The sequence below is a fragment of the Microcoleus sp. K5-D4 genome (assembly GCF_036704575.1).
In the GTDB taxonomy this organism is placed as follows: domain Bacteria; phylum Cyanobacteriota; class Cyanobacteriia; order Cyanobacteriales; family Microcoleaceae; genus Microcoleus.
In genome coordinates this window covers 50,828-65,196 of sequence record NZ_JAUBSD010000002.1, presented here as the reverse complement: position 1 = coordinate 65,196, position 14,369 = coordinate 50,828, and the positions used below count along the sequence as shown (strand labels likewise).

General features: G+C 45.4%; 15 protein-coding genes. 6 read left to right on the top strand and 9 right to left on the bottom strand.

Annotated elements, in window-relative coordinates:
- Positions 1–32: 32 nt before the first annotated feature.
- The 8 genes from QUA77_RS01135 to QUA77_RS01100 form a co-directional block, all read right to left on the bottom strand.
- Positions 33–1,196: an NDP-sugar synthase gene (locus QUA77_RS01135; RefSeq protein WP_333034939.1), complete on the bottom strand. Its 1,164-nt coding sequence runs from the start codon at positions 1,194–1,196 to the stop codon at positions 33–35.
- A gap of 317 nt (positions 1,197–1,513) precedes the next feature.
- Entirely contained in the window at positions 1,514–2,332 is an 819-nt protein-coding gene (locus QUA77_RS01130; RefSeq protein ID WP_333448993.1) for a segregation/condensation protein A, read from the bottom strand.
- A gap of 80 nt (positions 2,333–2,412) precedes the next feature.
- Entirely contained in the window at positions 2,413–2,802 is a 390-nt protein-coding gene (locus QUA77_RS01125; RefSeq protein WP_333448992.1) for a LapA family protein, read from the bottom strand.
- Positions 2,803–3,003: 201 nt separating this feature from the next.
- On the bottom strand, positions 3,004–3,828 hold the full coding sequence (locus QUA77_RS01120) for a DUF3153 domain-containing protein (RefSeq protein ID WP_333034934.1): 825 nt from the start codon (positions 3,826–3,828) through the stop codon (positions 3,004–3,006).
- Between the two features lie 245 nt (positions 3,829–4,073).
- On the bottom strand, positions 4,074–5,378 hold the full coding sequence (locus QUA77_RS01115) for a metallopeptidase TldD-related protein (RefSeq protein ID WP_333448991.1): 1,305 nt from the start codon (positions 5,376–5,378) through the stop codon (positions 4,074–4,076).
- A 71-nt stretch (positions 5,379–5,449) separates the two neighbouring features.
- A complete protein-coding gene (locus QUA77_RS01110; RefSeq protein ID WP_333448990.1) occupies positions 5,450–6,121 on the bottom strand; it encodes a hypothetical protein in 672 nt (223 codons plus the stop codon).
- 83 nt (positions 6,122–6,204) lie between these two features.
- Positions 6,205–6,726 carry a tetratricopeptide repeat protein gene (locus QUA77_RS01105; protein WP_333448989.1) on the bottom strand — a complete coding sequence of 174 codons (522 nt, stop codon included), beginning with the start codon at positions 6,724–6,726 and terminating at the stop codon, positions 6,205–6,207.
- Between the two features lie 47 nt (positions 6,727–6,773).
- Complete coding sequence (locus tag QUA77_RS01100) at positions 6,774–7,133, bottom strand: single-stranded DNA-binding protein (RefSeq protein WP_190663675.1); 360 nt, start codon at positions 7,131–7,133, stop codon at positions 6,774–6,776.
- Positions 7,134–7,463: 330 nt separating this feature from the next.
- Between QUA77_RS01100 and QUA77_RS01095 the strand changes: the two genes are divergently transcribed.
- The 3 genes from QUA77_RS01095 (at position 7,464) to mreD (ending at position 9,931) form a co-directional block, all read left to right on the top strand.
- On the top strand, positions 7,464–8,471 hold the full coding sequence (locus QUA77_RS01095) for a rod shape-determining protein (RefSeq protein ID WP_006632285.1): 1,008 nt from the start codon (positions 7,464–7,466) through the stop codon (positions 8,469–8,471).
- A gap of 87 nt (positions 8,472–8,558) precedes the next feature.
- A complete protein-coding gene (gene mreC, locus QUA77_RS01090) occupies positions 8,559–9,365 on the top strand; it encodes a rod shape-determining protein MreC (RefSeq protein ID WP_333181938.1) in 807 nt (268 codons plus the stop codon).
- Positions 9,362–9,931 carry a rod shape-determining protein MreD gene (mreD, locus tag QUA77_RS01085; protein ID WP_333034926.1) on the top strand — a complete coding sequence of 190 codons (570 nt, stop codon included), beginning with the start codon at positions 9,362–9,364 and terminating at the stop codon, positions 9,929–9,931. The genes mreC and mreD overlap by 4 nt, the downstream gene beginning before the upstream one ends.
- A 70-nt stretch (positions 9,932–10,001) precedes the next feature.
- Here mreD and QUA77_RS01080 read toward each other — a convergent pair whose 3' ends face one another.
- Positions 10,002–10,793 carry an HAD family hydrolase gene (locus tag QUA77_RS01080; protein WP_333448988.1) on the bottom strand — a complete coding sequence of 264 codons (792 nt, stop codon included), beginning with the start codon at positions 10,791–10,793 and terminating at the stop codon, positions 10,002–10,004.
- A gap of 246 nt (positions 10,794–11,039) precedes the next feature.
- Here QUA77_RS01080 and argB point away from each other — a divergent pair, with 246 nt between their 5' ends.
- The 3 genes from argB to QUA77_RS01065 all read left to right on the top strand — a co-directional run bounded on the left by argB (position 11,040) and on the right by QUA77_RS01065 (position 14,364).
- On the top strand, positions 11,040–11,951 hold the full coding sequence (gene argB / locus QUA77_RS01075; RefSeq protein WP_333034924.1) for an acetylglutamate kinase: 912 nt from the start codon (positions 11,040–11,042) through the stop codon (positions 11,949–11,951).
- A gap of 163 nt (positions 11,952–12,114) precedes the next feature.
- Positions 12,115–12,378, top strand: coding sequence for a DUF4926 domain-containing protein (locus QUA77_RS01070; protein WP_333034923.1), 264 nt, complete (start codon positions 12,115–12,117; stop codon positions 12,376–12,378).
- A 198-nt stretch (positions 12,379–12,576) separates the two neighbouring features.
- Positions 12,577–14,364: a cellulose-binding protein gene (locus tag QUA77_RS01065; RefSeq protein WP_333448987.1), complete on the top strand. Its 1,788-nt coding sequence runs from the start codon at positions 12,577–12,579 to the stop codon at positions 14,362–14,364.
- Positions 14,365–14,369: the final 5 nt, after the last annotated feature.

Genomic DNA, 14,369 nt, shown 5'->3' with positions numbered 1-14,369 from the left:
GCAATTAGCAATTGCCACTTAGCAATTAACAATTATGCACCATGACCGAGAATTTCAGATATCGCCCGCCGCTCTTCTCCGTGTTGAGTTGGTAAAACTTGGCGAGCGTCAGTAATCAGCCAATCGAGAGCAGCCGCTTGCAAATCGATCGCAGCCCCGGTTTTATCAACGCAGTAGCGCCCAAACACCAGTTTGTCAACCAACCGCACCTCCGGGCCCAAACGAGAATACTCAAAAATCACGCTGTTTTCCACAGTAGCGCCACTGCAAAGCCAACAATTTGGGCCAATCATTGTCGGGCCGACAATTTTTGCTCCATCCTCAATGATCGTCATCCCCCCAATGTAAACAGGCCCTGTAATATCAACCTTATCCCAGTTGACAGCTACATTCAAACCAGCGTAAATGCCGGGGCGCACTTCAATTCCCGGAATCGAAACATTTTTGACTTGTCCCAGGAGTACGCTCTGAATTGCCCGCCAATAGTCAGGAACTTTGCCGATATCCACCCACTCAAAGTCCATGCTAATCCCGTAAAAAGGCGCGCCTATTTTTACAAGGTGGGGAAATAATTGCGAACCGATATCGTACTCTGTATCAGAGGGAATATAATTGAATATTTCTGGTTCAAAAATGTAAATGCCAGTGTTGATATCGGTACTCAGAGCTTCCTCTACAGAAGGTTTTTCTTGGAAATCTTTAATTTTGCCAGACTCGTCTGTTACCACCACTCCATAACTAGGAACTTCCTCGCGGGGAACCGATTTCATAACAATAGTAGCGATCGCCCCTTTTTCCCGGTGCCACTTCACAGCAGCAGTCAAGTCCAAGTCAATCAAAGCGTCGCCGCACAGCACCACAAAAGTATCGTCAAAAAACGGCGAGAAGTCCTGAATTCGTTTCATGCCACCAGCCGAACCGACAGCCTCTCCAATCATTTCTCCGTCCTCAATTCGCCCTTCAAAAGAATAGGCAATTTGTACCCCAAACTTTTGACCGTCACGGAAGTAGTTTTCAATCACGTCTGCCAGGTGGGAAACATTGACCATAATCTGGTCAAATCCATGCTGGCGGAGCAATTCAACCAAAAACTCCATCACTGGCTTTTGCAGGATGGGAATCATCGGTTTGGGTATTGTCTGAGTAATAGGACGGACGCGAGTGCCTTTACCGGCCGCCAGAATCATCGCTTTCATTCTTAACTTCCTCAACCCTCTGTTAACTGATATCAACTGAACAATTAGATGCTAGCGGTTGCGATCGTCGAATCGATCGAGCACAGCAAAATCCTGACCTCTTTATAGGCGACATCGTACCAGGCTATCAATCATTTATTCCGAATTTACCTGGATTTAAGAAACCAGGTATCGGGAACCAGCAATAACTTCACGCTCCCGCTCTCCGCATCCCAGACTCAGCAACAGAATGCCATAGAGCGAGATTCTGCCTAGAATCTTAACCGACGCAGTGGCATAGTTATTAGTTTCCCCCGAGAACCTAATACCGTGCAAGCTCAAAGCGCGCGGATTTTCAGGTCTTGGTAAAACTCCTCTTGAAGCAACTCTACTTTAGACTGAGCCGATAGGAGCAACAACGCCCAAAAAATACCCACGCGGTCATGATTTGGCAAGTGAACTTCCGCAGTCGATACCGGGAGTTCTGGGTTGACAGGAGAGTGCAAATCGTTATGGTGCCAGAGCTCTAGCAATGTGTCCAAGTCCAGCCAACCCTCGTCAATTTCCGCGCCCCGCTGAGCCAGAAACCGTTCGAGTTCACTAGCAGTTTCTACGAGATTTTCTTGGTGAGCTAGCTCAAAGATAGCTTGGGCCGCTTGCGATCGCATTTTTGAGGTAGGGCGACGCCGGGGTGTAACTGTCTGCTGCTCCATTGCTGCTTTCATTAGCTGCAACTGCTCAATCAGTTCTGGGAGAGTTACCGGGCGTTTTTGCGGTAGTTGAGCTACACCGCGACGGCGCAATTGCCGCTCTAAATGCTGCGGCAAGTGTCGCCCGCCTGAGTGCTCTGCGTCTTCTATTGCCGGCTCGTCGGCCGAGTCGGGATTCGCGGGGGGTTCTGAAAGCACGATACTTTCTGCTTTGAGCAACACCAGCATTGAAGCGTACAAAAACGCTTGGCCGGAGTGGGACAAATCGGAGAAATCCTTACTCTGATCTGCATCGGAGGCGTTCGTAAGCTTGCTCAGACATCGATCGAACACTTCAATTACCTTAACGTCCCAAGGATCAATTTCTCCCCGTTCCGCTAGGTCAATTAAAATTGCGATCCCCTCGGAAATCGTTTCTAAGCCATCTTGGTCTCGGGAAACGGCCATTCGATTTTAGATTTTAGATTTTAGATTTTAGATTTTAGATTTTAGATTTTGCCTCTGGGAAAACGAGAGAGCATATCAAGTTAATTGGCGGTTATTTCAGCAGGTTTGCCCTCAATGGCTGCTATTTCTAAACTTATCGGTTCTCCACTTTCTAACAAAGGTTGTTGACCTTCTACTTCGGCTTTATAGCGTTCAAGATTTTGTTCTAATTCCTGAATCCGCTGCTCTTTTTCGCGAACTTGGCGAATCTCTTGGCGCAACGCGAGGGTTCGCTGCATTCTCGACCACAGACTGAACAGCCACGCTAGTGTAGCCCCTAATCCGGTCGCTACAATTAGTTCTACGCACAGCGGAGCTTTAACTTGGACGCCTTGGATAACTTGAATCGCGACTGGCTGTGTATTTTCGATGCTGAATAATACTAGAGCCAAGCAGATCAGAAAGATGAAGAAGAAATTTAGCGATCGCATTTTCTCTGTTCCTAATTCTTAATTCAGGTCAATCAAATTATTTACTATTTGTCAACTGTTTTTTGACAGATGTTCTCAGTCTTTTTTGATAAGATCAAATCTGGTCAATTAACCATAATATCCGGGGAGGGGCGGGTTTATTGGAGTTCTGAAAGCTGAGTGAAGATATTGGTTAACCCGCCCCTCCAGCACATATCCTCTTTAGGTATGACCGATGTTTTGTGGTTTCTTGCCGATTCCGAGTGCTGGCAATATTTGATATTTCAAAGCAATGCCCGCGGCTACAAATAAGGCAATAATCAGCGCCCCAATTCCTACCGGGCTGGGAATCCAGAATATCGCCTCCAAATAGTTAACTTCTCCGGGTTTGAGCTTCCAAACTAACTGTTTTCCTTGCTGATAGCTTTCGGGAACCAGCGCACCGGCGACAGTTTCAATACTTTCGGCGCCCCAAGGCGTGTTCAAGCTAAAGTCTAGCTCCAAAAGTCCCCCCGGACTCAGCAGCAGACTGCCGTTAGAAGAAAGCAGTGAAAGAGAGCGCAAATCCAATTCCAGACTCAACCGATTTCGCAGCACCAATAACAAATTATTCTGCTTGATATTCAGGTGAGATTCAAACTTCGGCAAATCTGTTTCTAGCGGACTTGCGGTCCGATATTTTGTGGTTGGTGCGATCGGATTGTAAAATTGGTTGAACTTGTCTTGCAACTCGGCTCCATTATTGAAAGGAATCCTCACTAGAACTTCTGTGGGGGAAACCCGTTTAGTTTTTCCGTCCAGCAACCTCACCCGGCGTTCTACGCTTTTCAACCATTCTGCAACAGTTTCGCTGCTGAAGCTCGTCAACCTTTCCCCTAGTTTAATGTGCTGCACGATTTCGCCACGAGTTTGACTCTCAAAGTTAACCCCGACATCGTACTGAACGCATCCAGTAACTAGAGTTAAAAGGCAAAAAACCAAAGGTAAAAAAAAGAAAAAGTGCTTTTTCTTCTTCCGAGTTCCATCCTTGACATTTTGCTCTTTCATTGTACCTTTTTCCCTGTTTTTCCCTATTTGCATGAATTAGCAAAGCGTTGAATTCGCGGCACTGTTTCTGTGTTTCTATTTCCACGTCTGGACTTGCGAACCGCATACCATAAACGCGGTTTATGGGCTACAGAAGGGCAATTTCACAGATGCTGCGTGGCAGAAGAAACCGGGTCTTTTTGAGGTGAGTGCTAAGATTTTTCTAGCAACAGTATCAGCGTCACCTGGAATTAACCGCACTGAACTTATTGCCTAGAAGCTACACCCAACTGTTGAAACAGCATACTCGGCAAATAGGCTGCACCGCCTACCCATTCGGCTTCGCTACTCAAATCTGCCAAATTTTTAAATGCTTCAAAAATGCTGCCTGCCACCATTGTATTCTTGACGCGACCCACAATTTTGCCTTTTTCTACTTTATAGCCTAAGTCCAAATTGACAGAAAATTCGCCAGCTAACTGATTGGACTGACCGGCTCCTAAAACTTGCTCTACTATTAGACCTTCGTCCATGCTAGCAATCAAGTCTTGAGTGGCGGTATTTCCTGGGGAAATGCAAAAGTTAGTCAAATCAGGGCCTGGGCGAGACAATCCGCCACGAAAACCGTTGCCGGTTGATTCTACACCGGCGCGAGCGGCCCACCTGCGATCCCAATAAAATCCCGTGACAGTACCTTTGTCTATCAAGACTTTGCGGCTGGTGGGTGTACCTTCGTCGTCAAAGGGACAAGCAGAAGGGCCTAAAGTGGGGTCTTCAAAAAAGGTAAAGCGTTCGTCAAATAAGGTTTCGCCGATTTTGTCGGCTAGGGGAGAGGCTTTTTGAACTACTGCTTGACCTGAAAGGATGGTATCAAACAAGCCGCCGAGGGTGCTAGCGGCGGCTCTGGGGGTAAATAATACTGGGTAGGAACCGCTGGTGATGGTGGCTGAATGTTCGGCGAGGCGGTATTTTTCGAGGAGTGATTGGAGGATGCTGTCGGTGTCCAGGGGACGATCGCACGCTACGTCGTAACTGTATGCTTGCATAAAGTCTTCTCCCTTTACCAAATTTCCCGCGATCGAGCCGCTGATTATTTGGCTGCTTCTTTCGGCATACAAGTCTTGCGTGGTGGCAATTTTCACTCTGCCGCTGCGGACGTGAAAGCCGACATCTACCATAATATCGGGATTGTAGGCGTGAACTTGCTCGATGAGGTTTTTGCCGTTTTCGACTAATTCTTGAGTTGTGGGCGGAGTGTAGGTGGTTTCCGGGCCTTTTAGGTGGAAGTTGGAGGCGAGTTCAAATTCTGCGGGGTCGCCGATTTCGGCTGTTTGAATCGCTGCATCTACTAAATCGTCTATCCGCGTTAAATCTGTGGAACTGGCAAAACCGATTTTGCCTTGGTATATCAGCCGGAGTGCTACGCCTTGCAGTGCTTTGGTTTGCAGGGATTTGAGGCGATTGTTTTCAAATTCGATGGGCGTGTCTTGACTCGACAGGTAGTAGACTTCAGCCGCATCGGCGCGCTGAGAGGCCAATTTCAAAATCAGGTCTACGGTTGAATCGCTCACAATAATAGCCTTTCTGGTTGGGTCTTTTTTTTATTTTAGCAATTATCGCTATTCAACTTCTGATTCCTGCCTCATGCTCGATAATTAATCCGTGTATCCGTGTCAAAATCAGTGTCGTTTTCTACTTGTTCCTTCTCCTCTAATTGTAATTCACACTGTTTAAAAACATAGTTAACGGCTGCAAACAGTCGCTCTAAGTCCTGAATTGTATAGAAAAATTTATTTTGAGTAAACATTTCTAATTTCAGCTTGCCAAACTGCCACATTGCCCCATTAGAAACAATCCCAAAGATAGTTTGTTCGGGTTCATTGTTAAGCCGCTGCACGGCGATCATTTCTGCCAAACACTGCCCCCATCCTTCATCAAATGCGCTCTCTTTCTTGGCTTCAACTAATATGAAATAGGGCTTGTCAAAAACTACTGTGCCGAGGGGGGAGCGCTTCGCCAATATATAATCTGGAATTCCTGACAGATTCTCATTATAGACTAAGGTTTGGTGACTCCAGAGGAGAAAATTACTTCGATAATTTTTCCAAACTTCTTTTAATACAGGATAAATGATATTTTCACAAATGGCGATTTCCGAGTTGTCAAATACTCCGTCATTGAAAATCAATTCTAATTCATTCCGAAAAACTTCGCTGACTGCAAATTCTGTTTCGACAATGAAATTATCCCGTAGGTAATTAATTTGGAATTCTTTGGCGACCGCGCTGATACTTTTATAATTGCTAAAAAGCATTGTTTCTATCCAGAAAAGCCTGTATTGAACAGGCAAGATGCCTGTTCCACAATAATTATTGGAAATGTGTATTGGTCATCTGCTTAATAACTAAGAAATAATCCGCCTAAAATTAGCCCGATCGCAATTAACGCCACCCAAATAAACCTATTATCTTTCGTATTAACCTGACTCAAATCTACAGGCTCTGGTACAACTGGCTTGGGTTTAGCGTACTTGATATCAGCGTTTGGATTAGCTTGAAAACTGATTGATTGATTTTCATCTAAAGCTGCCAAATCAGGGATTTTCACCATCCATTCAGGAGGGATAGTGAGTTTGGGAGCTTCGAGAATGAACAGCAAGCGTTTTGCTTGTTGGCGGGTTTCTTGGCGGGGATGGCGGGTGAGCTTGCGGCAAAGCTCGATCGCCCTTTCTGTATTGCCAGAGGCTTCGTAGGCTGTCACTAGCCACATCTGCACCTCACCGCCCAACCGGGAATTTCGATCGACTAAACCGGTAGCTGTTTCTAAACTCTGCACAGCTTGAGCATACCGGCCATTCTCAAAAGCTACTTGCCCAGCTTGGTACTCAGTTTGAACAATTTCTAACTTTTCTGAAGTCACAAGCACCCACCCAATTCACAAATATTACTTCCCAAATTCCCCAAACGCTAGAATTCGCTGTTGTGTTGCGACATACCCGACTCGTTGTCGCGTTTGGAACCCAGCAAGTCTAAATGGTCTACCTTAATTACCGGCTTCGAGCGATTTGAACCCGTATTGCGATCTTGCCAGCGATCGAACTTCAAAGAGCCTGTTACGCCAATTAGAGAGCCTTTGCGAACGTAGTCAGCCGCAATCTGCGCTGTTTTGCCCCAGATTTCCAGATTAAACCAGTCTGGTTGATCGCTGTTCTTGGTTCTGCGATTCACTGCCAGCGTCAAACTACACTTAACTGTACCCGACTCAAAATACTTAACGTCCGGGTCGCCGCCGACGCGGCCTACTAAAGTCACAACATTAAGACTCATAAACTTTTTTGGGAATGTGGTCGATCGGTGATGTAGTTAAACAGTCCACACGCGCATTAGCCTCCAAACTGAACTTGGAACAACGCTTGTGAGGCTTCATCCTGATTGTACACCCAGTTAGCAGAACATATTGATAGTGGATGATTGGCAAGTCTGCGCTCAACCTGAGCTCGACAATGTACATTTCTGACTAGACTCAGGATGAAAAACGTAATAGAATCCACCTCGGTTACACTTTTGTAACAACATTATTGCACACAATAGTATTTTAGTTTTTGGGGGGGGTACGAATCAGTGGGTCTTCTCAATCGATTTTCGTTATCTAGAGATATGGGTATCGACCTCGGTACTGCTAACACGCTCGTTTATGTATCGGGCAAAGGTATTGTTCTGCAGGAACCTTCTGTAGTGGCGATCGACCAAGATTTAAAAATACCGCTGGCTGTTGGAGAAGAAGCAAAAAAAATGCTCGGCCGCACGCCAGGGAATGTCATAGCACTGCGCCCGCTTCGCGACGGGGTAATTGCAGACTTCGATACGGCAGAACTGATGCTCAAGACTTTTATCCGCAGAGTTCACGAAGGCCGAAGCTTAGTTTCGCCGCGGATAATTATTGGCATCCCCAGTGGTGTCACCGGAGTAGAGAGGCGTGCTGTCATTGAGGCGGCGACTCAGGCCGGTGCTAGAGAAGTACGGTTAATTGATGAACCCATCGCTGCGGCGATCGGGGCTGGACTGCCTGTTGCTGAGGCGACTGGCAATATGATTATAGATATAGGCGGAGGTACGACGGAAGTTGCGGTTTTGAGTTTGCAAGGTACGGTGATCAGTGAGTCTGTGCGGGTAGCCGGCGACGAACTCAATGAGGCGATCGTCCAATACATGAAAAAAGTTCACAATTTGGTCATCGGCGAACGCACTGCTGAAGAAATTAAGATTCAGGTTGGTTCTGCATATCCAACTCCAGAGGATGACGATGTAATGATGGAAGTGCGGGGCTTGCACTTACTGTCTGGTTTGCCGCGAACTGTTACTATCAAAGGCCCAGAAATTCGCGAAAGTATGTCGGAACCGCTTTCAGTAATTGTGGAAGCTGTCAAGCGTACTTTGGAACGCACCCCCCCGGAATTAGCAGCAGATATTATTGACAGGGGAATTATGCTGGCTGGTGGTGGCGCACTGATGAAAGGTTTAGATACTCTGATCAGTCACGAAACAGGAATTGTCACTCACGTGGCAGCAGATCCGCTGTGCTGCGTGGTTTTGGGAACTGGTAGGGTATTGGAAAACAAACAGTTGGAACGGGTTTTCAGCGGGCAGTCGTCGCGTAATATGTAGTTAAAAAATTTGGGATTGTGGATTTAGAAATACGGCTGCAATCTCAAATCTAAAATCCTGACTTAACAATTTTAGATTAGTGAAATTATGCTAAAAAATACATTCCGAAAGTGGTGGGATCTGCGGCTGCAAATTGCTCTTCTAGGTTTAGCTGTAACTGCCGCTTGGGGAGTTCGGCAAACACAAGGTGCGGCAGTATTTGAAGTTTACAATTGGGTGACTCGTCCGTTTCACGCCAACGGCTCTGGGCAAGAGGAACTTATCTCGGCGCGCACTCAAGAATTGCAAGCGCAGCTATTAGAATTAGAAAATCAAAATCAGAAGCTAAAAGAGCTTTTAGGTTACGTTTCGGCTAAGAAACCAGCAGGAATTGTAGCTCCTATTGTCGGTCGCAGCGCCGACCACTGGTGGCAGCAAGTAACCTTGGGGCGCGGCAGTAACGATGGCATCAAAACAGATTTTACTGTGATGGGCCCCGGCGGTTTAGTAGGCAGGGTTGTCAGCGTTACTCCTAATACTAGCTTGGTGCTGTTAGTCAGCGACGCTACGAGTCAATTGGGTGTGGGAATTACCCGCAGTCGCCACATGGGTTTTATGCGCGGGAAAGGCGGAAATCAGGCTGTGATGGAGTTTTTTGAGAATGTTCCCAATGTCAAGCCTGGGGATGTGGTTTCAACTTCTTCTTACAGTCAGTTGTTCCCTGCTGGTTTGCCTGTGGGAAAAGTGGTTTCGGTGGATATGAATAAAACTCCGGCTCCAGAAGCTGTGGTTGAGTTCTCTGCACCGATGAATGCTCTGGAGTGGGCGGTGGTTTACCCCCACTCTAAGCAAGTCGAACCAAAGGATTCGCAGAGTCAATCTTCTGCACCATCTGAGGGAGCACAGCAACAATGAAAGCTTTATCTCGGATGTCTTCGCCGCGATCGCGCCAATTTCTCAACTTCGCAGTTACATTTCTATCTGTGATGCTGTGCATACTGATATTGCCCACTCGGATGCCGGGAATGGAATTGTTGGGAATTGGGCCGAACTGGCTGTTAATTTGGTTGGTAGCTTGGAGTATTAAGCGGAAACGTACAGTTTGGGGAGCTGCTAGCATGGGCTTGGTTTTGGGGTTTCTTCAAGATGCGATGACGGCTCCTCATCCCACCCATGCTGTCAGTTTAGTTGTTGTAGGAGTCTTAACAGTTGTTTTGCAGAAAACCTGGTCGATTCCGGTAGATATTGTTGAGAGAGATCCGATTCCGATCGCGTTAATTGTGTTTGGGATGGCGGTGGTAGCGGAAACGGTGATGGGGCTGCAATTTTTTTCTATGGGCGATCGGGCTTTACTGGAAATTTGGAGCTATCACCAGCGAGTGGCTTTGTGTTCTGCTATTCTTAGCAGTCTTTGGGCTCCGGTGATTTATTTTCCGCTCAATCGCTTGTGGGAAATGACCAGGAATGTAGAAAAACCTTAGTCAGCGATTAGTCAGCAGTCATGAGTCCTTAGTCAACAGTTAAGTGTTCACTAATTATTGTTAACTGTAGTCATTCTACTATTAGTTGTTGACCGGAACCTAATAAGTGATGAACGGCAATAATCAAGTTGCTGAGAATGAAATTAGGCTGGTGCTTTTGGAGTTGATAGCGACTGCGAATTCCGCAGGTAACGGCAATTGTAGGTATTCCCAATGCTTTTCCTGCGAGGATGTCTGCTTCTGTATCTCCGATCATCCAAGCCGAACCCAGTGATGACTCAAATTCTTCTGCAACTTCAGCCAACAATTCAGTTTTTAAGGCTGTATAGTTGTGATAGGCGGCATCCGCCATCTGAGTTCCGCGAATGCTGGTAAACAGTCTGGCTAAACCGTAATTTTGTAACAGTTGAACGGCTTGATTTCTCGGCCGCAGGGTGACTAAAATCAGCCGCACGCCGCGGGAGTGCAGAAGTCCGATCGCCCATTGTACTCCCGGCTGGATGCGATCTAAGTGCAACAAGTCTGGCTGATTGACAATCTGACTGACGCATCCGAGAAAAACGTTAATTTCTTCTCCCGACAAGCCGGAACTTTTGGCTATTTCAGCATCGGGCACTCGGTTTTGTTTCATTTGCCAAAACTGCTGTTTGCTGAGGATTTGAAGGTTGAGGTTGATTCCCCGAGCAAGATATACTGCTTGAGTATCGGCTAATCCCTGTTGATAGGTGGCGTAGTAGCGATCGGACACATCGACGATGGGCCCGTCTAAATCGCAAAATACCGTCATCCGGGGGGACGACTCAGCCTCTGATGGTAGCTTGTAGTGAAGGTTTTCGGAGTCTTGGGCGACAGCAGTTAACATAAAACGTTAAGTAAATCTAGGGAGTTATACATTTCTTGACTGTAGCAAAAAATGTATAAGTTATAATACATATATTTTAATGCTTTTATTAAAAAAACCTATGAATTTGTTGAGGATGGGGTTCAATAAAGGCGATCGAGCCTGTGCGTCCATAACTTTAAGCGAAAAAGTGATTTTTGTGGCTGTTAATATGTGCTTTAGCCATTAAAGTTTAGAATTAAGTTTTTAGTCTTCTGTAATTTACCCATGCTCAAACAAAGCGATTTTGTTAGGAATTCGGACACTAATCGAGTAGAGGTGCTGTCCGAAGCACTGCCTTACATTCAACACTTTGCCGGTCGCACCATTGTGGTCAAATATGGCGGTGCGGCGATGAAAGATAGCAATCTCAAAGACAAGGTGGTTCGGGATATTGTGCTGCTAGCTTGCGTGGGGATGCGTCCGGTTGTGGTTCATGGCGGTGGCCCGGAAATTAATATTTGGCTGGAAAAATTGGGAATTGAGCCGCAATTCAAGGATGGTTTGCGGGTGACTGATGCGGCGACAATGGAAGTTGTAGAAATGGTTTTGGTAGGTAAAGTAAATAAAGAAATTGTTTCGTTAATTAACCAAGCTGGCGGCAAAGCAGTGGGATTGTGCGGCAAGGATGCCAATCTGATTCAAGCTCGTCCAGATGGCCGGGAAGGAATTGGGTTTGTGGGTGAAGTCAGCGGCGTGAAAATCCAGATTTTGGAGTCTTTGGTGAACAGCGGTTATATTCCGGTGGTGTCGAGTGTGGCAGCCGATGAAAACGGTCAATCTTACAACATTAATGCTGACACGGTGGCTGGGGAAATTGCGGCTGGTTTGGGAGCGGAAAAGTTGATTTTGATGACCGATACTGCGGGAATTTTAGAGGATTATCACAAGCCGGATAGTTTGATTGCTAAGTTAGATATTCAAGAAGCAAGAGAGTTGGTTGAGTCTGGAGTTGTGTCTGGGGGGATGATTCCGAAAGTTAATTGTTGTGTGCGGAGTTTGGCTCAGGGTGTGAAGGGTGCTCACATTATTGACGGTCGAATTCCTCATGCTTTGCTACAAGAAATATTTACGGATGCGGGGATTGGGTCGATGATTGTGGCTTCTGAGTTTAGCAGCGCGAACTTAAGGCCTAAATAAGGTGTAAATCCTAGCGTGGGGAGGGCGGGCGCGTGAAAGGGGTAAACTCGCTGCGATTGCGTATATCCTAACTAAACCTGCCCCTAAAAACCTTGAAAAGGTACTTCTGGGAAATTACTTCAACTAATTCTAACCGTTGTTGAATTTCAGCTTTTCTTAAACTATGATTAAACACTTTAGAGTTTTGGATTCTGTTGCGATTCTCAAGCCGATTTCAAATACGCGATTAGCGCTAGTGGAACCAGAATATGCATCTATTTCTAGTTTGCCAGTTGGACTTGTGGGAACTATTGTTGAACTGTATGAGACGGGAAAAGAATGTCAGTATTTAGTGGAGTTTGCTGATAGTCAAGGGAGTGAATATGCTATGGCTATGTTGAAAGCTGATGAAATTTTAGTTCTGCAATATGAACTTGCAGTTGCTTAGTAATGTGAGGAGAATAGAAGTTAGATAAGGACGATCGCACTTGGGCACAGTAAGGGCGATCGCCCCTCCATTGAGAGACAAAAATGTTAATAATCTTGTAGCTGATAGTTTGAGAAGGAACTTTTTGATAAAATATCAAAATTAAAACTGGCCGCACCCCCTTCTATTTTACCTAAAACAATCAAATTAGTCAAATTTATGTCTCGATTAAGTATCAGATCGAACAAAAAAGCTCTGGGCTTTGTGCTGGGTTTATTAATTTTTGTCATTTTCATTCCCGGATGTTGGGCTTTAACAACTAATATTGCTCCCACACCAGTACGGCAAGTAGATAACACAGTAGCGGTGCGTGCCAATGTACAAAATACGTCAAATTCTCGCTCTTCTTTAGGAGTTGGGCTTAATGGTATTGCTGACTACTCCACACAATTACCCTTTTTAGATGCTTTCAAATCTTCTAGGCAATGGATAACTCAATGCGTTAGCGGACAACCAAACTGTAAAGGTGAATGGGATACAGAGGAGTATAATCTTTTAAATCTTGATAAAAATGGATGGGTGAAGTCTCTGCCATCGCCCGAAGAAGCTCCTAAATATACTAGGGTAAGTACCCTATTACTTAGGGAAATCCCCAATCGCTATCCTTCAGGGCAATATATTGTTACTTATGAGGGTGAAGGTGCGATCGAATATCAATTTGATGGCAAAAAAGATGAGGCTGCGTCGAAACCCAGCAGGGATATCATTAATGTGGATGCCACACAAGGGGGAGGCATAATGATTACAATTACTGCTACCGATCCCAATAAAACAGGGAACTATATCCGCAATATTAAAGTGGTTCGCTCCCAAGATGAAGAGCTTTTTCAAAGTGGTGAAATATTTAATCCGCTGTTTATAGAAAAGATTAAAAAATTTAGAACCTTGCGTTTTATGGACTGGATGGATACAAATGGTTCTGAACAAAAAGAATGGTCAAACCGACCAAAACCAGAGAGTGTATCCTATGCTTACAGAGGAAATGTTCCCATAGAAGTTATGGTGAATTTAGCTAACAAAGTCCAAGCAGAACCCTGGTTTAATATGCCGCATCAGGCTACGGATGACTATATGACTAACTTTGCTAAAATGGTCAAAGATAGTTTAGATCCAAAGCTGAAAGTTAATGTAGAGTATTCTAATGAGGTTTGGAATTGGTCATTTCGACAATCGAATTATGCCTTGGAACAAGGTAAAGCGAGGTGGGGAGATAAAGGCGATGCTTTTATGCAATGGCACGGAATGCGTAGTGCTCAAATGTGCGATATCTGGAAAGGCGTCTTTGGGGATCAAAAGAATCGAGTTGTCTGCGTGTTAGGAACTCAAAGAGCTTGGAGAGAGTTAGGCAATTATGCTTTAGATTGTCCCTATTGGGTAGCTGAGGGCAATAAACCTTGTTATCAACACGGTATTGATGCCTTAGCCATAGGTGGATATTTTAGCGGAAACTTGGGCGGGAAAGAAAGTGTCAGCACAGTAGAGTCTTGGTTGAATGACGCAGATGGCGGGTTTGGCAAAGCTTTTAAGCAATTAAGAGAGGGTGGGTTACTTCCGGGATTCAAAGATAGTTTGCCCGATGTTGATAATGACTTTAGGTATTACTTAGGTGTGGCTCAAAAAAAAGGACTCAAGTTATTTGTTTACGAGGGGGGTCAACATATTGTAGGTATTCAAGGAGTTGAGAATAACGAAAAACTGACCAAGTTTTTTATGGAATTAAATAGGCGCCCAGAAATGTATGATATGTACACCCAATTACTGAATAGTTGGAAACAGGCTGGAGGCAGTCTTTTCATGCACTTTGTGGATGTGAGTTCATTTAGTAAGTGGGGAAGTTGGGGGGCTTTGGAGTATGTGGAACAAAAGGGTTCGCCTAAGTATGATGCTTTGATGGATTTTATTGATAAGAATCCTTGCTGGTGGGATGGGTGTGCTGTTGAGGGATGATCAGA

What these genes read in the sequence shown, in the direction of transcription:
- QUA77_RS01135 (WP_333034939.1), bottom strand. Translation starts at nt 1,196, where the DNA reads ATGAAAGCGATGATTCTGGCGGCCGGTAAAGGCACTCGCGTCCGTCCT.
- QUA77_RS01130 (WP_333448993.1), bottom strand. Translation starts at nt 2,332, where the DNA reads ATGGCCGTTTCCCGAGACCAAGATGGCTTAGAAACGATTTCCGAGGGG.
- QUA77_RS01125 (WP_333448992.1), bottom strand. Translation starts at nt 2,802, where the DNA reads ATGCGATCGCTAAATTTCTTCTTCATCTTTCTGATCTGCTTGGCTCTA.
- QUA77_RS01120 (WP_333034934.1), bottom strand. Translation starts at nt 3,828, where the DNA reads ATGAAAGAGCAAAATGTCAAGGATGGAACTCGGAAGAAGAAAAAGCAC.
- QUA77_RS01110 (WP_333448990.1), bottom strand. Translation starts at nt 6,121, where the DNA reads ATGCTTTTTAGCAATTATAAAAGTATCAGCGCGGTCGCCAAAGAATTC.
- QUA77_RS01100 (WP_190663675.1), bottom strand. Translation starts at nt 7,133, where the DNA reads ATGAGTCTTAATGTTGTGACTTTAGTAGGCCGCGTCGGCGGCGACCCG.
- QUA77_RS01095 (WP_006632285.1), top strand. Translation starts at nt 7,464, where the DNA reads ATGGGTATCGACCTCGGTACTGCTAACACGCTCGTTTATGTATCGGGC.
- mreC (WP_333181938.1), top strand. Translation starts at nt 8,559, where the DNA reads ATGCTAAAAAATACATTCCGAAAGTGGTGGGATCTGCGGCTGCAAATT.
- mreD (WP_333034926.1), top strand. Translation starts at nt 9,362, where the DNA reads ATGAAAGCTTTATCTCGGATGTCTTCGCCGCGATCGCGCCAATTTCTC.
- QUA77_RS01080 (WP_333448988.1), bottom strand. Translation starts at nt 10,793, where the DNA reads ATGTTAACTGCTGTCGCCCAAGACTCCGAAAACCTTCACTACAAGCTA.
- argB (WP_333034924.1), top strand. Translation starts at nt 11,040, where the DNA reads ATGCTCAAACAAAGCGATTTTGTTAGGAATTCGGACACTAATCGAGTA.
- QUA77_RS01070 (WP_333034923.1), top strand. Translation starts at nt 12,115, where the DNA reads ATGATTAAACACTTTAGAGTTTTGGATTCTGTTGCGATTCTCAAGCCG.
- QUA77_RS01065 (WP_333448987.1), top strand. Translation starts at nt 12,577, where the DNA reads ATGTCTCGATTAAGTATCAGATCGAACAAAAAAGCTCTGGGCTTTGTG.